17 protein-coding genes and 3 pseudogenes are annotated in these 21,427 nt (G+C 35.5%); 14 read left to right on the top strand and 6 right to left on the bottom strand.

Annotated features, from left to right (window positions below):
* Nucleotides 1-97 precede the first annotated feature (97 nt).
* On the bottom strand, nt 98-742 hold the full coding sequence (ycaC, locus tag QF028_RS12245) for an isochorismate family cysteine hydrolase YcaC (RefSeq protein WP_429465732.1): 645 nt from the start codon (nt 740-742) through the stop codon (nt 98-100).
* Between the two features lie 172 nt (nt 743-914).
* Nucleotides 915-1,475, bottom strand: coding sequence for an NADPH-dependent FMN reductase (locus QF028_RS12240; protein ID WP_429465730.1), 561 nt, complete (start codon nt 1,473-1,475; stop codon nt 915-917).
* Nucleotides 1,476-1,740: 265 nt separating this feature from the next.
* Here QF028_RS12240 and QF028_RS12235 point away from each other — a divergent pair, with 265 nt between their 5' ends.
* From QF028_RS12235 to QF028_RS12210, 6 genes and pseudogenes are all read left to right on the top strand, one after another.
* A complete protein-coding gene (locus QF028_RS12235) occupies nt 1,741-2,832 on the top strand; it encodes a low temperature requirement protein A (protein WP_429465728.1) in 1,092 nt (363 codons plus the stop codon).
* A gap of 127 nt (nt 2,833-2,959) precedes the next feature.
* A pseudogene (locus tag QF028_RS12230) lies at nt 2,960-3,405 on the top strand (MarR family winged helix-turn-helix transcriptional regulator).
* Nucleotides 3,406-3,749: 344 nt separating this feature from the next.
* Nucleotides 3,750-4,691, top strand: coding sequence for a ring-cleaving dioxygenase (locus QF028_RS12225; RefSeq protein ID WP_429465726.1), 942 nt, complete (start codon nt 3,750-3,752; stop codon nt 4,689-4,691).
* A gap of 105 nt (nt 4,692-4,796) precedes the next feature.
* On the top strand, nt 4,797-5,744 hold the full coding sequence (locus tag QF028_RS12220; protein ID WP_429472298.1) for a ring-cleaving dioxygenase: 948 nt from the start codon (nt 4,797-4,799) through the stop codon (nt 5,742-5,744).
* Entirely contained in the window at nt 5,741-6,352 is a 612-nt protein-coding gene (locus QF028_RS12215; protein ID WP_429465724.1) for an alpha/beta hydrolase, read from the top strand. The genes QF028_RS12220 and QF028_RS12215 overlap by 4 nt, the downstream gene beginning before the upstream one ends.
* A gap of 397 nt (nt 6,353-6,749) precedes the next feature.
* Nucleotides 6,750-7,586, top strand: coding sequence for an alpha/beta fold hydrolase (locus QF028_RS12210; RefSeq protein ID WP_429465722.1), 837 nt, complete (start codon nt 6,750-6,752; stop codon nt 7,584-7,586).
* Between the two features lie 1,156 nt (nt 7,587-8,742).
* Here the strand turns inward: QF028_RS12210 and QF028_RS12205 are convergent.
* On the bottom strand, nt 8,743-8,886 hold the full coding sequence (locus QF028_RS12205; RefSeq protein ID WP_429465720.1) for a hypothetical protein: 144 nt from the start codon (nt 8,884-8,886) through the stop codon (nt 8,743-8,745).
* Nucleotides 8,887-8,969: 83 nt separating this feature from the next.
* Here QF028_RS12205 and QF028_RS12200 point away from each other — a divergent pair.
* Both QF028_RS12200 and QF028_RS12195 read left to right on the top strand, forming a co-directional pair.
* Nucleotides 8,970-10,263 (top strand): annotated as a pseudogene (locus tag QF028_RS12200) (IS110 family transposase).
* Nucleotides 10,264-10,756: 493 nt separating this feature from the next.
* A complete protein-coding gene (locus QF028_RS12195; RefSeq protein WP_429472296.1) occupies nt 10,757-10,969 on the top strand; it encodes a DUF6366 family protein in 213 nt (70 codons plus the stop codon).
* 463 nt (nt 10,970-11,432) lie between these two features.
* Here the strand turns inward: QF028_RS12195 and QF028_RS12190 are convergent, their stop codons facing one another.
* From QF028_RS12190 to QF028_RS12180, 3 genes and pseudogenes are all read right to left on the bottom strand, one after another.
* Nucleotides 11,433-12,710, bottom strand: a complete 1,278-nt coding sequence (locus QF028_RS12190; RefSeq protein WP_429465718.1) for an IS110 family transposase — start codon at nt 12,708-12,710, stop codon at nt 11,433-11,435.
* Between the two features lie 290 nt (nt 12,711-13,000).
* Entirely contained in the window at nt 13,001-13,708 is a 708-nt protein-coding gene (locus QF028_RS12185) for an SDR family oxidoreductase (RefSeq protein WP_429465716.1), read from the bottom strand.
* A gap of 209 nt (nt 13,709-13,917) precedes the next feature.
* Nucleotides 13,918-14,265: pseudogene (locus QF028_RS12180) on the bottom strand (aminotransferase class I/II-fold pyridoxal phosphate-dependent enzyme); the annotation flags it as partial.
* Between the two features lie 270 nt (nt 14,266-14,535).
* Here QF028_RS12180 and QF028_RS12175 point away from each other — a divergent pair.
* The 6 genes from QF028_RS12175 to QF028_RS12150 all read left to right on the top strand — a co-directional run bounded on the left by QF028_RS12175 (nt 14,536) and on the right by QF028_RS12150 (nt 20,969).
* Nucleotides 14,536-14,904 carry a MerR family transcriptional regulator gene (locus QF028_RS12175; protein ID WP_429465714.1) on the top strand — a complete coding sequence of 123 codons (369 nt, stop codon included), beginning with the start codon at nt 14,536-14,538 and terminating at the stop codon, nt 14,902-14,904.
* A gap of 171 nt (nt 14,905-15,075) precedes the next feature.
* Entirely contained in the window at nt 15,076-15,918 is an 843-nt protein-coding gene (locus tag QF028_RS12170; RefSeq protein ID WP_429465712.1) for an SDR family NAD(P)-dependent oxidoreductase, read from the top strand.
* A 1,422-nt stretch (nt 15,919-17,340) separates the two neighbouring features.
* Complete coding sequence (locus QF028_RS12165) at nt 17,341-17,808, top strand: hypothetical protein (protein ID WP_429465710.1); 468 nt, start codon at nt 17,341-17,343, stop codon at nt 17,806-17,808.
* Between the two features lie 152 nt (nt 17,809-17,960).
* Nucleotides 17,961-18,785 (top strand): ATP-dependent DNA ligase, encoded by an 825-nt coding sequence (locus QF028_RS12160; protein ID WP_429465708.1) that lies wholly within the window; start codon nt 17,961-17,963, stop codon nt 18,783-18,785.
* A 518-nt stretch (nt 18,786-19,303) separates the two neighbouring features.
* Complete coding sequence (locus QF028_RS12155) at nt 19,304-20,272, top strand: ATP-binding protein (RefSeq protein ID WP_429465706.1); 969 nt, start codon at nt 19,304-19,306, stop codon at nt 20,270-20,272.
* A 343-nt stretch (nt 20,273-20,615) separates the two neighbouring features.
* On the top strand, nt 20,616-20,969 hold the full coding sequence (locus QF028_RS12150; RefSeq protein ID WP_429465704.1) for a hypothetical protein: 354 nt from the start codon (nt 20,616-20,618) through the stop codon (nt 20,967-20,969).
* Nucleotides 20,970-21,427: the final 458 nt, after the last annotated feature.

The raw sequence follows: 21,427 nt of genomic DNA, 5'->3' as shown, positions 1-21,427 counted from the left end.
ACTTCTTATTTAAAAAGGAGCGCTGATTAAATCAGCGCTAAATTTATGCTATCCACTTTTTAAAAAAGTGATTTATAGCTATTTCTTAGGAATAAATTTATGCATTTTGTTTACTGAGATCTCGCTGAGCTCCCATATAGCTTCCAATTATATTTTGATAACCTGGAAGATTACTAGCAAGCAAATTGCCAAAACCTTCGACATCGTTGCGCCAATCGCGTTGTAATTCGCACGCTACGCTAAACCAGTTCATAAGTTGCACGCCACTATGTGCCATACGCGTATTGGCGGCATCTGCAACTTGTTTGCTGAAAGTTCCTGAAGCATCAGTAACAGCAAATACTTCATACCCAGCTTTTATAGCGGAAAGTGCCGGGAAAGCAACGCAAACATCCGTAACTACGCCCGCGATGATAAGTTGTTTTTTTTCAGTTTTTTCGATTGCTTTTACAAAATCATCATTATCCCATGCGTTAATTTGTCCAGGACGAGCTATTTTTGGCGCGTTAGGAAAGAGATCAACCAATTCTTGCATTAGTGGTCCATTAGGTCCGTTTTCAAAGCTTGTTGTTAAAATAACTGGTAAATCAAAAAACTTAGCAGTGTGAGCAAGAGCCAAAACATTGTTTTTGAATTCATCAACACCATAGTCACGAACTAGTCCAGCCATAAGGCCAGTTTGATGATCCACTAAAAGAACGACAGCATCATCTTTGGAAATACGAGAATAGAGATCAGACATTATGTATTCCTCCTAAAATTAAAGTAATGAAGAAAGTTTAAACATTGGAATATTTACCATAAGTTCCTTCATTTGCCACAATCAGTTTATAGCTAAACTTATATTAACGTCAATAATTTTCTTGAAATCAGAAAAAACGTCAGATTTATTTTTAAAAATGCTTGCTCTACTTCTATTTATCTAAAACAAGGGTTTTATCTATCCAATTTATAAATTGTTGTAAATAACGCTGAAGATAACGTTTTGTTTGTTCGTCAGTAAGCACTTTCTGATCGGAATCAATCTTTTCATGTACTTGAGAAATCAGCACTTTTTGAAATGGAAGAACATGAACTTGCATAGTTTCTAGTATTTCTCTGATTTGCATCTGAGCATAAACAGTACCTAACCCCCCAGGAGTTGCTCCAATTAGGCCAACCGGTTTTCTGCTAAGAACAGCGGATTCCCGAGGTCTTGATGCCCAGTCCAATGCATTCTTTAATACGCCTGGAATTCCAGAATTGTACTCTGGACTTACAATAATGATACCGTCAACGTCCTGGATAGCAGATTTAAATGATGTCACTGTTTCTGGAACACTTATTTCTAAGTCTTCATTAAAAAAAGGTAGATTATTTATCTCGATCCAACGAAATTGATGGGAATCATCCATCTCTGTTAATGATTGAGCAATGATTCGATTATAAGAGTTTATTCGTAAACTACCACAAATAAGGCCTATGGTCTTTGTCATATATTTCCTCCCTTGTTAAAATCACCTCATATTACCATGATATACCAATATAAAAAAGTGGCTTTATGCCTAATCTTCAAACTGTTTAATTTAATGAAGTGTTTAGTACAAAAAAATAGGATGTAAGGATTTCTCATTAGTTTTCTTATTATTGGCTTGTGTTTGCAAGCTTTGGCAAATAGACTATGTCTATTTATTTTCTCTTCCAATCACTATATATTTCCAGCATACTAGTAACTATAAAAAAATTGGAGGGAGTGCAGAAATGGAAGAAAAGAAAGTCACGTGGTTAGAACTCTTTTATGATTTGTTATTTGTGGCGGCGGTTGCGGCTGCAACTCATGTTTTACTTCATGTTGAAGATGGTCATATCCATGTAGAGTATTTAGTAAAGTTTGTCTTAATTTTCATTCCGATCTGGTGGGCTTGGGTAGGGCAAACCATCTTTGTTAACCGTTTTGGAAAAGATTTATTTTATCAACGAATCTTTTTGATCCTGCAAATGTTTTTTGTCCTAATAATGACATCAAGCTTATCAGCTGATTTTGATCCTTATTATCTTTCTTTTTTAATAGGTTATATTGGGTTAAGGGCCGTGACTGCGATCCAATATCTTATTGTCCAGCGGATAGAAGCAGGAGTTCGTAAGCAAGCAGCACTCTTTCTAGGAAGATATTTTTGGATTGGAATCGTTATTTCATTATTATCCGTCTTTTTTGATTCTTGGATTCGGTATGCTGTGTTGTATTTCGGAATTCTTATCGATATTATTATCCCACTGCTTGGAAGAAAGTGTTTAGAAAAGGTTCCGACAAATACAGCCCACTTGTTAGAGAGATTTGGTCTATTTTCCATTATTCTCTTTGGGGAAGCTCTTATAAGCACTCTTGCGGTCATTCAACCTAAACAAGGAAATTGGGATTCAATAAGCTTTGCGATCATTTCATTTATCCTCATAATTTCGATGTGGTGGCAATATTTCGATAACATGGAGAAGAAACTCAACAAGTCTAGACAAACTTCCGGTCAAATTATTATTTACGGTCATCTGTTTATTTTAATGTCTTTGAGTATGGTTGCAGCATCCATTAGGCTATTATTTTTACATGAGGTCCAATATTCTTTTATCCTATATTTTGTTTTTGGTTCTGTATTGCTCTATTTCCTGTCAACTACAATTGTTTTTCATCAATACAGGTTTGAACAACACCGTTTGAAAATTTATCATTTATGCTTGTTTTTAGGGATTTTAGCAGTCTTTTTTGTTATTGATTTGATTGTAGTAGTACCAAATATTATGATAATAGGACAATTAACCCTGTTTTTTATCATCTATGCTAAATTAACAACTACATAAATAAAAGCATCAAATAAACCAGTATCAAACTATAGTACTGGTTTATTTGTATATATTGATATTACATTTGACATTAAATCAGTTTATCCATAAATCGATTGTAACAAAATAAGAATAGGTGACATCCATGAAAGATAATATAACGAATCGCTCCTCAACTAAAAAAGAGGAACGACTAGGATTAATGTTATGGTTTCGAATAACACGAATATATAACCAGAGTATTCGGGAATTCAATCAACATTTAAAAAAATGGAATCTAACTGCAGCTCAATTCGATATCTTGGTTCAAGTGGGTTCTCATGAACGATTGTCACAACAAGAACTAGCAAACAAGCTTTTTGTTACGAAAGGCAATATTACTCAACTGTTAAGGAAAATGGAAGATTTGGGATTGATTAATCGGGAGCAGGAATGGAAAACAAAATACCTTTCATTGACTGAGGTTGGAAAAGAGTTTTTTTATGAAGTTGTTTCAAAACAAGAACAATTTCAGGCATCACAATTTTCCAACTTAAATTACAAGGAAAAAAACAGCTTCTAGATTTACTTAGGAAAATTCAAAAACCATAGGAGGTAATGACATATCAGCACTAGTGGTAGAGTGCCTGTAAACCTCAACTATATCTCCTTCTGACCTTCATATGAATCATTGGAAATCATATATCATCAATATCACTTTGATATCGAAAATGTTGGGCGATACCCCTTTATTTAACCAACTTAATAATGGGTATTGTGAATAATTTCCATGCTTCTTTTTTTAATAAAATTAAAGATCCAATATTTATAGACAATAAAAAACTTCGGACAAAGGAAAAAACACCCATAAAGTCGTATATACAATTATCGACAAATTGGCGATGCTTCTTTAAGGTTAGTGTCTAACCAGAAATAAAAATGGGAGTGAAAATAAAATGAGTAAAAAAACGATGGGTATTCACCACATTACTGCAATTGTTGGTCATCCTCAAGAGAATGTTGATTTCTATGCAGGTGTATTAGGTTTACGTTTAGTGAAAAAAACTGTCAATTTTGATGACCCAGGTACCTACCATCTTTATTTTGGTAATGAGGGTGGAAAACCAGGAACAATCATGACATTTTTTCCATGGGCAGGAGCTAGTCAAGGAAAAATTGGTGATGGTCAAGTAGGCGTTACATCTTATGTTGTTCCAAAAGGAGCTATGAAGTTCTGGAAAAAAAGACTGGAATCCTTCAATATTCCTTTTACTGTAAGGGAGCGCTTTAGCGAGGAATACTTGGAATTTGATGACCCTCATGGGCTACACTTGGAAATTGTTGAAAGGGAAGAAGGGGAAGTAAATACATGGACCTTTGGCGGGGTAACACCTGAGGTAGCTATTAAAGGCTTTGGCGGTGCTACTTTATTATCGACCTATCCTGACAAAACGGCTGTATTGTTAGAAAACATATTGGGACTAGAATTAATCGGCAAGGAAGGCGACTTTGCACGTTACCGTTCTTCAGCAGAAATTGGCAATGTCATTGACTTAAAATTAACGCCAATAGGACGCGGGACAATGGGTGCTGGAACCGTACATCACATTGCATGGCGGGCAAAGGATGATCAAGACCAATTGGAATGGCAAAAATATGTTGAGGAAAACGGATATGGGGTAACTCCTGTACGAGATCGAAACTATTTTAATGCGATTTACTTTAAAGAACACGGGGAAATTCTCTTTGAGATTGCAACAGATCCTCCAGGATTTGCTCACGATGAATCTGAAGCGACGATGGGAGAAAAATTAATGTTGCCAGAGCAGTATGAACAGTCTAGAGGGCAGATTAAACAAAGTTTATTACCATTTGAGGTAAGAGAATTAGAGTTGTGAGCTGTTTAGCTGGTACAAATTATGCAAAATCAGGTAAGATTTTTTCCATATAGAGACCTAATTAATTTCTTGATCAAAGTAATGAAAAGAATGGGAATGGTGAGGTTGCAAAAAACAACAGGGATCCATCATATAACAGCAATGGTGAACGATGCCCAAAGAAGTATTGATTTTTATGCTGGCATACTGGGGTTAAGACTTGTAAAAAAGACGATAAACTTTGATCGTCCAGAAGTCTATCATCTTTATTTTGGAAATGAAACTGGTCAACCCGGATCTGTTATAACTTTTTTTCCGTGGCCAAAGCAGTTAAAAGGTCGAATTGGAACAGGACAGGTTGGGGTAACCAGTTTTATCATCCCGAATCAATCGATTAAATTTTGGGAAAATCGTTTGAAAAAATTTAGAATTAGGTTTATTCAATCAGTACGTTTTGGAGAAAAATATTTACAATTTCAAGATCCAGATGGTCTCGAAATTGAATTAGTGGAACGAAATGAAGGGCCAAAAAATAATTGGAGTTTTGGAGAAGTCGATTCAGAGGTTGCAATTAAAGGGTTTGGTGGTGCTATTTTAATTTCAACTCAGCCTAATAAAACTGCGAATGTGCTTGAAAACGTATTAGGGCTCGAATGTCTTGGGCAAGAAGCGAGCTTCCTTAGGTTTAAATCGGATTGTCAGTTTGGAAATACAATTGATATTAAGCTAACACCTTCGGTTCGCGGGTTAAAAGGGGCTGGAACTGTTCACCATATCGCATGGAGGGCAAAGGATGACCAAGATCTTTTGAGATGGAGAACACTTCTTCAAGATAAGGATTATTATCCGACTGAGATTCGTGATCGAAACTACTTCAAGGCTGTGTATTTCCATGAACAAGGCGGTATCCTTTTTGAAATAGCGACCGATCCGCCAGGCTTTTCCGTTGATGAAGCTGTCGCTGAGCTTGGAAATAAACTGATGTTACCATCTTGGCTGGAGCCAAAACGAGAAGAATTAGAAGAAGCCTTACCTACTGTGGAAGTTCGCGTTCTGGAGGGAGATCAATCATGAAACATATATTTAATAAGGGTAAAGATATAACAAAACCGACGTTATTATTACTACATGGTACTGGCGGAAATGAATTAGATTTATTACCTATAGCGGGAAGAATTGATGACGAAGCTTCAGTGCTAAGTGTCCGCGGAAATGTATTGGAAAATGGAATGCCTCGATTCTTTCGAAGATTAGCTGAAGGTGTATTCGATGAAGAAGATCTGATTTTCCGTACGGAAGAATTAAATCTGTTTCTTGATGATTCTGCTGCAAAGTATAATTTTGATCGAGAAAACATCATTGCTATTGGCTACTCAAATGGAGCTAATATAGCTGCTAGTTTATTATTTCACTATCAAAATGCATTAAAGGGAGCAATTCTCTATCACCCGATGGTACCGAGAAAAGGAATTGTTCTTCCTGATTTGTTGGGAAAGTCAGTATTTATTGCTGCTGGTAAAAATGATCCCATATGTTCGCCGATGGAATCTACCGAACTTCAATCTTTATTGGAGAAGGCTAATGCAAAAGTTGAAATTCATTGGGAAAATAGGGGGCATCAATTGACTGCTGATGAAGTTGAAGCTGCGGCTCACTGGTATCGTAGGTCTTTTAAACTTTAGTAATACAAATTAAATTTTTTGTAAATAACTTAAAATTTACAGAGTGAAATCGACAAATTAGCCTTGATGTAATTAGGGAGGGCTGTGATTCCTCATTTCAACTTTTTGGAGTTGCTTAGAAATCTCTAATTCGATTTTCCAGTTTAAGTTCTACAATATTTTTCAATAATTTATACACCTTGATTTAAATGTTTTTTACAAATAAATTATAATCTAATATATTAATTGATTTAATGTTTATTTTTACAGAATTTTACATTTTTGATAGTATGGAATATTATTATCCTATAAACACTATTCAAAATAATATATTTTAAATGTTTTGAGTAAAGAGTTTTTTGATCAGAGAGGCAAGAATATAGGTTTAATAATGAAAATTAATGGGGAGGAAATTTATATGGCAAAAGTTACTGTAGGTAATGAAAATCAAGCTCCAGTTGAACTCTATTATGAGGACCATGGTTCAGGAAAACCCGTTGTCTTAATACATGGTTGGCCTTTAAGTGGGCGCTCTTGGGAATATCAGGTACCAGCTCTTATTGAAGCTGGTTACAGAGTCATAACATATGATCGTCGAGGCTTTGGAAAATCATCTCAGCCGTGGGAAGGATATGAATATGATACATTTGCTTCTGATTTACATCAACTTTTAGAACATTTAGATCTTCAAAATGTCACACTTGTTGGTTTTTCTATGGGTGGAGGTGAGGTAGCTAGATACATTAGTACGTATGGAACAGATCGTATTGAAAAGGCTGTTTTTGCTGGAGCAGTTCCTCCTTATTTATACAAATCAGAGGAACATCCCGAAGGGGCATTAGATGATGCAGCAATTGAAGAATTCAAAAGTGGCGTGATAAATGACCGCCTTGCATTTCTTGAAGAATTTACGAAGGGATTTTTCGCGGCTGGCAATCGAACAGATTTAGTTAGTGAGCCATTCCGTTTATATAATCGGGATATTGCAGCTAGTGCATCACCTAAGGGAACGCTCGATTGTATTACTGCCTTTAGTAAGACAGATTTTAGAAAGGACTTGGAAAAGTTCAATATACCTACGCTTATTATTCACGGTGACTCTGATGCAACCGTACCTTTTGAGTTAAGTGGAAAACGTACATATGATTCCATTCCTGGTAGTAAGCTCGTTCTAATAAAGGGTGGTCCGCATGGATTAAACGCAACTCATGCAAAAGAATTTAATGAAGGGTTACTAACATTTTTAAAAGATTAATAAGATGGAGTAGCAGTCTTCTTTCTTTTTTATAAGTTTCTTTTTTATAAGGTTGTAGAAAAACTCTTAATTTTATCGTATGAGACGGTGTGGAGGGTTTACTAGAAGTGACCATAATAACAAAAGACAAAATGTTAAAGCAGTAAAATAACTCCTTAGTCACATGCACTTTAGTTGAAAAAGCATCACAAAAGGATCTTCGTTTGATTTGAACCCAAAAAGTTAGGCACGAAATTTAAGCAACTTCCTTGGCATGAGTTCGGTGTCAAGCTAGACTAAATAAATATAAAAGAAGATACTGGTTAGGAGAAAAACATTACTTGAATATAGAGAAACCAATTAGAAATGCAGATATAATATATAATGTATGAATATTTTTTCGTGAACTCTAGGATTATTTTCCTTCTACGGCTCTTTTTGGTTGTTCCACAAAACCAGCTAATAGTTGGTAACTACTTATTCAAGAATCGGGCACGATTGCGGAGTAAAACTTAGATTTTTAAACGACTTTAATGCTAAAGCATACTTTATAAAAAATTTAACAACTTTAATTTACCCCCATCTAAAACAGGACGGGGGTATGCCTGTTTGAAGTATTAAATTTAAATAACTTATTGTAATCTTGACATTTCCTTATTGCTGGTGGTGACAGCTTCACTGGTACTACCCCTACTAAGCTTATGATTTAGTTCTCCATATATAAAGCTTCGTAATTGGTGGAGATATGATGAATTATTCGCCAAATAGTGGACCGACAGTGAATTAGTGGGTTCAACCAAAAATATCTGGCTGAACTTATTTTACTAAAAGGTGCGTTAGCGATGATCAAAGCTGTCTTTAAGGCAGCTTTTTTTGCTTGTTCCACTCCCATGAAAATTCAAAAAGCTAAAAATCTAAAAAAGAGCATAACAAAATAGACTCAGAAAATATCTTTTTTAAAAAAAGGCTGAGCCTTTAGATAAGTAAATCATATATTCAATTTGTGTAAATAAAATCAGCGGATCATTCCTTCAAGTGGTATAAAAAAGGCTTGGCTGGTGCAACAACCAGAAAAGGGTTAATCTCCCATACGTGCTACCCATATAGGGTGCGACAGTCAGTGGTGCACCGTGGTCGCTGTAGTCAGACTAACGGACGGGCTCTATGGCACCATAGTTCATCGACCTTCCTCGCCAGCCATTAAAACAGTATCGACCGCATAATCCATTTTCATTCTCTGTGGTGCAGCGCCGATTTTTGCGCTGCATGGATGGCTAACGGGGCAGCATTCCTGTAATGAGTGAAAATGAGGTTTGAACAAAAAAATAACCTCTTGGTAGAATAAGAGTGTCCTGAAGCTGGCCAGCGAAAAAGGACAACACTCAAATACCAGGAGGCTTTAAAATGAATTATAACCAAAATAAGAAGATTGCTCAAATTACTTCCCAAACTCTTATTATAGGAGTCGATATTGCTAAATTCAAGCATGTGGCACGTGCCCAGGACTTTAGAGGAATGGAGTTCGGATCACCTTGTTATTTTGAAAATACAAAAGAGGGGTTCGGGCATTTTCTTACATGGATTTCTGAACTGAAGAGAGAACAAGACATGGAAAAAGTGATGGTTGGAATGGAACCAACTGGCCACTATTGGTTCAACCTCGCACATATTCTGAAAGAAAATGAGATTAAGTTTGTAGTAGTCAATCCCTTGCATGTAAAGAAAAGCAAGGAACTCGATGATAATGCCAACTAAAAATGATGTAAAGGACGCCAAAGTAATAGCTCAGCTGGTCAAAGACGGAAGATACGCCGAACCTACTATCCCACAAGGAGTTTATGCCGAGCTCCGAGTGGCAAAGAAAATTCGCGATCTTCTAACTGATGACCTCCAAACCGTCCAAGGACAGGTTCATAACTGGATTGATCGGTACTTTCCAGAATTTCTAACGGTCTTTAAGAAGTGGGAAGGCAAGGCAGCATTACAATTCTTAAAACTATATGCTTTACCGCATGAGATAGTAAAATTCTCTGAAGTAGAACTGCTTGCCCACTTAAGAAAAGCAGTTTCCCGGAGTGTGGGGCTTAATAAGATACGAGAGTTAAAGCAAGCAGCCAGTAAGTCCATTGGACTTCGGCAAGGCTCTGATATGGCTAAACTGGAGCTGAAAACTTTACTAGATAAATATGATTTAATCCAGCTTAAATTCGAAGAATTAGATTCAAAAATAGATATTTTACTTGATGAAATACCAGGTGTACCACAAATGTTGGCCATTAAAGGTGTTGGAAGGGATACGGTTGCCGGTTTCTTTGCGGAAGTAGGTGACCTCAATGATTATACTCATCCCCGACAAATTATTAAGCTGGCTGGCTTAAGTTTAAAAGAAAATACATCCGGTAAGCACAAGGGGAAAACGACCATCACAAAGAGGGGACGTAAGAAACTAAGGGCCCTGTTGTTTAGAGTATGTATGATACTAGTAGCTAAGAATTCAGCTTTTAAAGAATTACATGCCTACTATACTCAACGTTCTGATAATCCATTAAAGAAGATGCAATCCCTTATTGCTTTATGTAATAAGCTGATCCGTATTTTCTTTAGCATAGGTAAAAAGCAATTTGAATTTAGCGAAGAAAAGATGTTAAAGGATATTCCTCATGTGTCAGTAACAAAGAAGGCAGAACTGGCTGCTTAATTCTGTTTTAAATTAGATTAAATAGTAATTGCATTATAGATTTGGGTACATTTGAAGCACGGATTAGTCGGCAAAGCAACTAAATTACGGGCAAGGACCCTGTGGGGCAGCATGGCTGACATCCACCTCATGGAAAGGTTGGACGAAGGAATTTGAGAGCGAAGACTCTGTGAGGCATGGGAGGGTTGACCTCCATGAGAAATGTGGACATCCACCAGTGCGATCATATTTTGACTCAACAACCAATTTCTTCCAGGTTATTGGTTGGTGGGCTATAAGTCTTTTTTCTCAAAGGGTCCAGTTTTATCCTTTTCAGTAATGTTCACCCAACTATTAAGTGATTACCGGAAGGTAAACTACTATGAAAATCTAAGAAAAACGGAGAAATCGTGAGATTTTGCTTTCTTTATTGAGGGAGGTTAGTGTAAGAAGGTATAGACGATAAAATATAGAATATATTCATAATAGAAACTATTCGTAGGGGGTATTTAGTATAAATAAACACGATGAAACGCCTGAAGAAAAAAGAGAACGATTAAGACAAAGTGAAATAAAAAATAATCCAACTGGTTCTTTAAACGATTCATTAAATAGAGGAAGTAATGGGAATTTAACTGATTTAACTGGTGGTATGGGTTGGAAAAGGACAGGAATACTAATTATTGTAATAATAATTGGATTTGTTTTATATAAACTGATTTTTTGAAGAGGAGTGCTGCCATCAATCGAAGGCGGCTTTTCTTATTGTGCTCCCTCAGTTAGATACGATTATCTCTCGAATACTCACTTATTCGCAGGATTTCAAATCACTTGTAATAATTTTAGGGGACTGAAGAAATGCGTTGTTAGCATTTAGGCTACATGAAGGCGTACTTAAATAAAGGAGGTAGTAATATCTCCATTAATTTCCATTATACTGTACGTTTCTCCACGCCACCCTTGGAGGTTTTCGCTCCCATGTCTCAACGGGTCAAATGCCCTTTCATTCCTTCGTCATACCTATCCAAGTGGTAGATGCCGGTCTTTCTAACGGAACGGGTCAGAGCCCTTATGCACAATAAATCCGGTCCTTCGTACTTTCTTTGAAATCCTACGAATAAGCCAATATTCGAAATGTATTAATGTATTAGCTTAGTTAATTTTCCTGTAATTGAAGATCTGTTGAAAAATTATATTAAGCAGCCATTGAAAAAAGGTTGTACTTTTTCGGAACTATAAGATTCATTCTTTCTTGCCATTCCTACTAGAATTCTTGCGAATTTATTAATTAGTTTCATGATAGACTTCATTTTCTTCATTTTTTTTACCTTAACATTGTTAGAATGGAGTTCTTTAAAATCTTTGTTGTTCATGACAAGGCTCATTGTGGCTAGGTACAAAAATCGTCTCAAACGGGACCTTCCTCGTTTTGAGAGGACAATTTGTCCTTTCCATTTACCTGAACTAGCCTCTGCTAAGTGTAACCCAGCATGGCGTAATAAAGAATTACCATGAGCGAAGCTACTGAGGTCTCCTGCTTCTCCTAAAATCCCGGCAAGTGCAATTTCGCTAATACCTTTAATGGCAAGCAATTTTCTAGAGAAAGGTATTTGTTTAAGAACTTCAGTGACTTCCTTTTCAACTCTTTCTAGCTGGGCTGTAGCCAAATCAAATTCTTCAAGTAATTGTTCCAGATGTAATTTATAAGCGTCCAGTGCTTGTGGTGTACCAACAGAATGAGCAGCTAATTCTATAATTAGTTGTGCTTTTCTTAATCCAGCTTGTCGTTTCATTAAGGTTTTCCAGCCATTAACGATTTCCTGTGGTTTCATTGAACTAATTTCATGTGGGGTAGGGAATAAGCGAAGTGTGGCGATTGCCCCTTTACCTTTAACATCTTTGAACACTTGCCGAAGTTCTGGAAAAACAATATCTACCCAACGATTTATCTGATTTACAGCACTTACCAATCTTTTCACGGTCATGTCACGATTAGACATTAAGACTCGCAGTTTTTCAAAGGTTTCTGAGGAAGGGCGAATAAACGAATAGTAACCATTCTTCACCATATCAGCAATAACTAAGGCATCTTTTTTATCGCTTTTCGATTGAGTGTTATCTCGATTTTCCTTATTTCTTTTTACTAGGTGGGGGTTTACTGTTACGACTTCAATATTTCTTTCATAGAGCCATTTAGAAAGGTTTACCCAGTAATGTCCGGTGGGTTCCATTCCAACGATCGTTGTATCTAAGCCCTTTAAGGCTTTTAAACGGTTAATCCATTGTATCAATCTAGCAAATCCATCTTCATTATTTTCGAAAGTTAGAGGGTCACCAATAACAATTCCACGGAAGTTAACAGCACGAGCAACGTGAAACTGTTGAGCTATATCAATTCCGACAATAAGATGTCTGATCGAAATTCTTTCAATTAGTTGATTTTGTTTGTCTTGCATTTTAAACTTCATAGTAGAGCTTCCTCCTAAGAGATGATTTTGTGTTGTGTGTGTATAATCATCTTACTGAGGGGCTCTATTTTTTTCTAACGTAAAAAATAGCTCTCTACAGGAATTCTAACGGGGCAGTTTACTTTAAGTACAATTCTTCACAAAGTTATAAAAAAAGCCGAATATCTTAGTTGAAATAGGATATTCGGCTTTTTCTATTTAATTGGTTTTTAAACAATAACAATTGCAGAAGACGGTTTAATCGAAGCACACACTTAAGCAGCAAATCTTTTGCTCTCATAGGTGTATTATTACCAATCGATTCGTATTCCATCTCTGAAGAATCCTCCGTTAGGTCCTTCAGGTCCAATCGTCGCTAACCAAAGGATAGACTCAGCAGCTTGCTTAGGAGATTTTGGTGCAGATGGTCCGCCCATATCTGTACTGACCCACCCCGGACATACCGCGTTTATTTTGATATCTCCTTTGATTTCTGCAGCTACCAATTGTGTCAAACCATTCAAGGCAAGTTTAGACAACTTATAGGCGCCTACTCCTTGATGAGACATTTCTCTCATTTCTCCATATCCTGATGAAACATTAATGATTCTTCCATAGCCATGCTTTTCCATGATCGGAATAAAGGAATGAATGACATAGTAAGCGCCGAAGAAATTAGTTGCCATCGTTTTCTCTAGAATGGAAGCGTCCATAGTCAATAACTTTTCATTCTCATCCAAATACACGCCAGCATTATTAATCAATACATCTAATCTTCCATATCGCTCATTTACAGTAATCGCAGCTTGACGGATGCTTTCTTGATTGTCTACATCCATTACCACAAACGAAACGTCCAGATTTAACTCCTTAAGTTTTTGCGTAGCTTCATGACCCATCTCTGGATCTCGACTTGCCAAAATGACCTTAAAACCTTTCTGAGCTAATTGTTTGACAAGATTATATCCAATTCCTCGATTCCCGCCAGTGACAAGTGCAACTTTTATATCCTTTGACATTTAATATCCTCCTTTATTTGGCTACTAATCCTGAGCTAGAGTAAATTTTTCCCACTCTAGAAATTTAATAAAAAAAGTAGGACAGGAAATACAAATCAATAATGAACAGAGAGCTCTTAAAGAATGTTGAATTTATTCCCTATCTGGAAAGTTGTTGTATAGGAGTAAACATGTAATTTCTAAGTAAGATAGTTATCAAACTTAGTATAAATGATACCAATTATACAACCCAGTGCAAGTGATTTACTTAACCTTTTAAGTAAATCACATAACCGTTATTATCCATATCTTTAATAGAAGCGGGTGGCTTTTTATAAAAGTATATCTCACTACATGGAAAGTCCTCGATGATAAGGCACGGGATACTTTGAGCTATATCGAGAAGCGTCTACGACGTTTTAAAGACATAACTGAACCTGTTGGATTATGAAAAGTAGGTATTGTATAAATTATCTTGGGTTTATGTTTGTCACATAAGCATTACGGCAAGGATTTTAGCCCCCTCTGCCTCGAAAAACATCAATCGCTTCTGGATACGTAGGAGCTTCCATCACCAACCAAATCCCCTGGTTCAACGATTTCTATGTAGCTGCATTAAGAGACCAGCATTATTAGAATTTGAACTTGAAAACGGTGAACAACGGGAAGTAATATCTGGACTTGGTTGAATTTTAGATAAAATTGAATGGAGTAACGATAAGTGCAAAATACCGTGACTGATTGAGATTTCTTGACTTAGAGTAAACTCTAAGTATTACTCTTGGTTTGTGTCGTAAATTAAAAGAGAGTGAAGAAATAGACATATCAGATTTATGGAGGCGGTTATATTGACATATTCTATTGGAGAATTTTCTAATATTGTTGGTGTGAGTGAACATACATTGAGATATTACGAAAAAGAAGGATTAATAAAAGTAAACAGAGACGAGAATAATGTCAGAGTTTACTCGGATAAAGACAAATTATGGGTTGAAACTTTGCTCCACTTAAAAAAATCGGGGATGTCACTAAAAGACATGAAACAATTTATCATGTGGGGGTATATGGGGGATGAAACAATGGAAGAAAGGTTAGCACTACTTAAAAATCATCGCAAAAAAGTAGTGGAAGAATTCGAGAAGATTCGTCAAAGCCTAGAGTTTCTTGATACTAAAATAAATTTTTATGAAAATGAATTAGGAAACTGTTTCTCTTGAAATTAAGTAGCCAGTTGTTTTTTCATTTGCGTCTGACAGCTTTCTAAATTTTTTTCGAAAAAAAACTTGCTTTAGAGTGTACTCTAAGGAGTAACCTATTCTTGTTCCAATCAAATACGAAGGTTGATAAACCTTTGAAAAATAAAGTAGACAATTTAGGAGGAAAAAAATATGACTAACAATAAAGTTTGGTTTATTACTGGTGCCGGACGTGGCATGGGTGTTGATATTGCAAAGGCTGCTCTTGCCGCAGGTCATCAGGTCGTCGCTACAGGTCGTAATACCGATAAAGTAGCCAAAGTCCTCGGTGATGATGAAAATCTGCTGATCGTACAGCTGGATGTAACTAATCCTTCGGATGCCGAAGCTGCCGTCAAGTTGGCAGTTAATCGATTTGGACGTATTGATGTATTGGTTAATAATGCAGGTAACTTTTATGGCGGATTCTTCGAGGAACTAACCCCACAACAGATGGAACGCCAAATCAGTACCAACCTATACGGTCCTATGAACGTCACCCGTTCCGTGTTGCCTTTGATGCGTAAGGTTCGGTCTGGACACATTATTTCAATTTCTTCTCTTGCAGGCTTGGTCGGAGGTGCGGGTGGTTCCGCTTATTCTGCTTCGAAGTTTGGTCTTGAGGGTTGGATGGAGTCGTTACGTGATGAAGTCGCTCCATACGGTATCAGAACAACCATCGTTGAACCAGGTTTCTTCCGTACCGAACTTTTAGAGCCTGAATCAACATTCTGGGGTGACCTGTCTATCGATGACTACGCTGAGGGTAATGCACAAATCAAGGCTTTCTTTAAAGAAAAAAATAGAAAACAGGAAGGCGATCCTGTCAAACTTGCAAAGGCTCTAATTACCATTGTAAGCCAGGAAGAACCACCGTTCCGCTGGATTGCTGGTGCAGATGCGATTGCTGGTGCAGAGCAAAAAGTCGCCGAGCTCCAGCAACAGATCAACGCTCACCGTGAGTTATCAACTTCTCTTGCGTATGAGGATGCATAATCACGAGCATCGAGTTGGTAATCGTGTACCACCACTAAGTCAACCGTCTTGGTTGTTTTGTATTGCTTATGTAATTCCAAGAATTTGAAGAATACCACCTCTTTTGTTGCAACTGTCCCAATTTTTTATTGATTTTGGGACAGTTTTTTTGAGTAAATAAATGATTGTGAGGAATTGTACTTAAACTATAGGGTGCGATAGTTGAACAAGACCACCCAAAGACTAAAACAAAGGTTACTTTTGTAGTGGATTTCAAAAAACGGGTATATTTCCAATAGTTTAAAAAAATCTTAATAAATATTTTACCCAATAAAAAAGAGCCAACTAGCTCTTGCTTTAGTTCGTATCAGCCCCACCTACGCTAAATACTATGATGGCCACACTTACCATCCAACCCAGTATAATTATACATTAAAACGTTTATATATACAATGTATATACATGTACTAATATATTCCATTTTAAGTTCCAGTTTTGTTCAATAAGTCCTGGATGATTGCTGAGTTTATTCACAGATCATCTACAGACAAGGATGCAAAAATAATATAATTTTAGATAAAAACTTTTAGGATGTGTTAATTGTGAAAAGTATTCCTGTAATTTTTGAAGGCAAAGAATATATTATTCTTATTCAGTACGCATCTGGCTACTGTGAAATTATGAAACAGGGAGAACCCAATCATAAAATCGTCTAAGGGACGGTCATTTTTTTGTTATTGTGCTAACGTGGCAGGTTACTTTAAGAATGATTATAATTGAATAAAGAACTTAACTCAGAGGTGTTGCTGTTTCTTAATTAAGGAGGTATATGATGAAGTTTTTTATAAAGTTAAATATTATTAGTGCCTTATACGCTATAGCGTTGTTTATAGCAATCGAACTCATAATAAATGTATCTCATATTAGTATGTTAACTGGCTGGGAATGGGATAATGTTTACATTGTAATTGCTGCTATTAATGTTATTGGACTTCTACTTTCGACAATTTTATTCATTTACTTAACAAAAAAATGGACTATAAGTAGAAAATACAGCTATTTGTCACTCCTTTTGTGGGTACCATATTTTATTCTTTTTTTCTCTTTTTTCCCTGTTGTTTTTCCTATTAATGTAGGAGTAACACTATTTCCGAGATTTAGCCTTCTGATTTATGGGTCTGTCATTCTGTATCCAGTTTACATATTATTTATTAATCTATATGCTTCACCTCTAAGTACAGATTATGAGGAAATAAGGCATTAATAATGCAGGTCACTTTTTGCAACTTATTCATCTCGCTTATTGAATTAAAGGGGTGCTTTAGCTCAAGAACGCTTTTGCTGCTTCAGCAGCCTTTTTTTCGTTGTTCCACTAACGAAGCAGGATAGTTGAAGAATGGTATTTGAGTTATAATTGTATTGGTAGTGGATGGAGGTACCGAAATGAAACTTATTTTATTAGAACCTGAAGTGGCAGGCGAAATTGGAGAGAAAACTATTTTTTCAACTAATACATATACAAATGGAATGAAGGAAATATCTTATCTCAATTATGAGTTCCAAGGTTGGCTAGGTGATGAATTACTCGAATCAACCCCCTGTTTCATTGTTACAGAAAACCTTGCAAACTCGATTCAAAGCAGTGAATTGAATGGATATTTGTTTAATGAAGTTGAGGTAACTGTTTCTGATTTGTTTAAAGAACTTTATCCTAACGAAATCCTCCCTAATTTTAAACGGTTAATACCGATAGGCAAAGTTTTTGTTGAGAACCATAAATATTCTGGCTGGTCCCAAGAAGACTTCTGTTTGTCACAAAATTTAGAATTAGTAGTATCTACGAATGCGTTTGAAGTTACAAACAATCACAAGTTAAATTATTGTGATGTATTTGAACTCAACAAAGATTAAGCATTTCCTTATTAAGCTAACGGGTGCTTTACTTAAATACAGAATTACTTTAAACAGTATAAACAATACTAGTAAGGGTTGATCTAATTTACATTTAATTTCCACCTAGAACAGAATAAATATCATGTTAAAATTATCATGAGGTGGTATGTATGTTTGTTTCACCAATGTTATTACACAAAACAGATCATCCTTTTGACGATGATAACTATATAACCGAATTAAAATTAGATGGTTTCCGTACTATTTGGGCTAAATTTGATAATAAAGTCAGAATTTATACAAGACACAAGAATGAAATTACATCTAAGTTTCCTGAGTTAGTTAATCTTCCTATACCAGATGGGGTAGTTTTAGATGGTGAAATTATAGTAACAGATGCTCAAGGTAAACCTGACTTTGAAGCTGTAATGGAGAGGTTTATGTCTAAGAAGTCAGAACACCAAATATCGTTTAGTGTGTTTGATGTTATTTATCATAATGGAAAGAAGATTACTAACTTACCTCTTTTTGAACGTAAAGTGATACTTGAGGAAATCGTACCTTCAGACACACCATTATTAAATAAAGTAAAGTGGATAGAAGGAAACGCAGAACAATATTTTGATTTAATTCAGCAGCATGGACTTGAGGGAATAGTACAGAAAAAAGCAGAGTCAAAATATCAAATTAATAAACGTTCCCATGATTGGTTGAAGGTTATTAATTATCAATATGAGAATGTTTATATCTCAGGTTTACGTAAAGATGATTTTGGGTTACTTCTTAGCTTTGAGGATGGCAATTTCGCTGGATTAATGGAGTTCATGTCTACACAAAATCGTAAAGAGTTCTATATGCAATATAAAGATTTTATTATTGAAGAGAATGATAAGTTCATATATATTGACCCTAAATTGAAGGCAAAAGTAAAATATCGTAACCTTACGAAAAAGGGACTACTTAGAATCCCTAGTTTTGTTGAGTGGGCTAATTAGGCCCACTTTTTTTGTCTCCATAATAATTCTCCAATTCTTAAATAAACCATTAATATTTATTATTATCCTCTTGTTATATATCCATATATTTAGATACTACTACTTATTTCATAGTAATATTGTTATAATTTATATTCTAATGTTAATACAACCTTTCCTAATCCAATTAGTTGATCTCTATGCAGCTTACTAATTCCTTAATTTAGAAAATAATATAACGTGGAGGATTAAAGGTGACTAGCACTTCACATTTTCTTATAAATCTCATAGGCATTCTGATTTTAATTCTTGTACTTCAATTTTGGTTGAACAGGCTTCACCAGAATCCATTAGTTACTGAAATAGTGATGGGTTTGTCTCTTTCAGCAACCGTTGTAATCTGTATGCTGTTTCCATTTCATATGAATAGCGGGGTAATCTTTAACTTACGCTTTATTCCATTTGTACTAGGTTGCTTGTATTCACATAAGATAACCAGCATGTGGCTTACCTTTTTAATTATCTTTTTACGAGTTGTTATGCATGGATTAGAAGTTTCGTGGTTTGCCTGTATAAGCCTTCTCATTTTTTTTCTAATTACTACTAAACTTAAACCTTTTTATAATAATTTACCAATGATAAAAAAGATTATCTTTTCAGGTGTTTTAATTTTATTTATGTCTGTTTGGATAATGGCGGGAGTTAAACTTTTATTTCATGTCCCGATTACAATTGAGTTATTTTTATCTTATAGTTTAATTCAATCATTTGGCATTGTTTTAATTGTTTATATTATGGAATCTAATAAGGAAAAACAATCGCTACTCAGCAAAATTATCCAAATGGAAAAAGTAGAAGTGGTTAGTCATTTGGCAGCAAGTATTTCTCATGAAGTCCGAAATCCATTGACAACTACTCGAGGATTTCTACAGTTAGTTAATGAGTCAGATGATATTCCTGCAGTGGAAAAAAGGTACATAAAGATAGCAATGCAGGAGCTTGATCAAGCAGAAAGTATTATTCGAAATTACCTAACTTTTGCAAAACCTGCACCAGAAGTAATAGAAATCCTTAATTTAAAAAAGGAAATCGATAAAGCAATAAATATAATTGTACCCTTAGCTAACATGAACATTGTAAAATTATCTTCAGAATCTGAAACATGCTACATTAAAGGTAATACCGGATTATTTCAACAAGTGCTCGTTAACATCTTGAAAAATGCAATTGAGGCGATGCCCTCAGGAGGAACTCTTTCAATTGAAGGGACTGTAGAGAAATCTCTTGCTAAAGTAACCATAACAGATAATGGGGTAGGGATGAATGATTTTCAAAGAAAACGTCTCGGTGTGCCTTACTTTTCAACAAAAGAAATAAAAGGTACTGGGCTTGGAATGATGGTTGTTTTTCGTATTGTAGAAAGCATGAATGGATCACTTAATGTTGAAAGTAAACCAGGAAAAGGTACAAAGATTACACTTATTTTTCCATTAAACTCATCGGGTTAGTCTTATTCTCGAATTTGTAATGTAGCGTAACTATAAAAAAAAAATAAGATATATAAAAAGAGAAAGTAATTCATGAGTGGCTGATATGGTCACTCTTTTTTTATTCGAAAAATTTGTCGATATATTCTAAATAATACAAATAGATTTTGGAGTAAAATTTACCTATAAAGATAGTGGGGGGATGCGTTTTGAGCGTTGAAAATATTAATACAATTTCGGGAAAAAAGAAATTCAATAATTATTTTAGGTACTTTCTTTTTATACTTGGAGGATTTTTAATTTATTACTTCTATTTTAGGCTAGATGAAAGGTAACTAAATAAATTAGAAAGTGGGAGTCTATTATGGGGAATCCAGTGGGCAAAGCGTTAAGAGTAATTGGAATAGTTGATATTATTGCAGGGGTTATACTAGGATTAATTTTAGATAATAATGATGAGATTTATGGATCATCATTTAATTTTTCAGTTTTCATACTCTGGTCTGTAACTGGGTTCGTTTCAGGTTTGATTTTTGTTGGATTCTCAGAAATAATTGAGTTATTACATAATATTAATATTAAATTAGGTAAATCAAATAATACAATTTCTGAAAATAATTTAAATGAGGTCTCCAAGAAAGACGATTATTCACCAACAAAGAATAAATATAACATCTATCGCTCAATAATGTCAGATAAAGAGAACATGAAAAGTTAGTACAACACATTAAGAGTGGCTTAAATAGTCATTCTTTTTTATTTTTAAAATTGTTTAACGATTTTCTTCTTCAACTCCCTCAGTTAGATACATTTATCTCTCGAATGCTCACTTATTCGCAGGATTTCAAACCACTTGATAGAACAATAATGGATGAATGAAGTGAGTTTTAATAGTTTTGGCTACATGAAGGCGTGCGGAAATAGAGGAATAAGCATTAGACTCCAACTTTTACCATATAATGCACGTATTCTCCACGCCGCCCTTGGAGGCTATCCCTCCCATGTCTCAACGGGTCTAAGCCCTCTCATTCCTTCGTCATGCCTATCCAAGGGGTGGAGGCCGGTTTTGCTAACGGAACGGGTCGATGCCCTTTGGTTGAACACATCCAGTACTCCGTGCTTTCTTTGAGATCCTACGAATAAGCCAACATTCGATAAAATACTAATCTAAATAGT

The organism is Neobacillus sp. B4I6 (assembly GCF_050434045.1).
Taxonomy (GTDB): domain Bacteria; phylum Bacillota; class Bacilli; order Bacillales; family Cytobacillaceae; genus Neobacillus.
The sequence above is the reverse complement of the archived record's forward strand: the minus strand, read 5'-3'. Positions and strand labels throughout refer to the sequence as shown.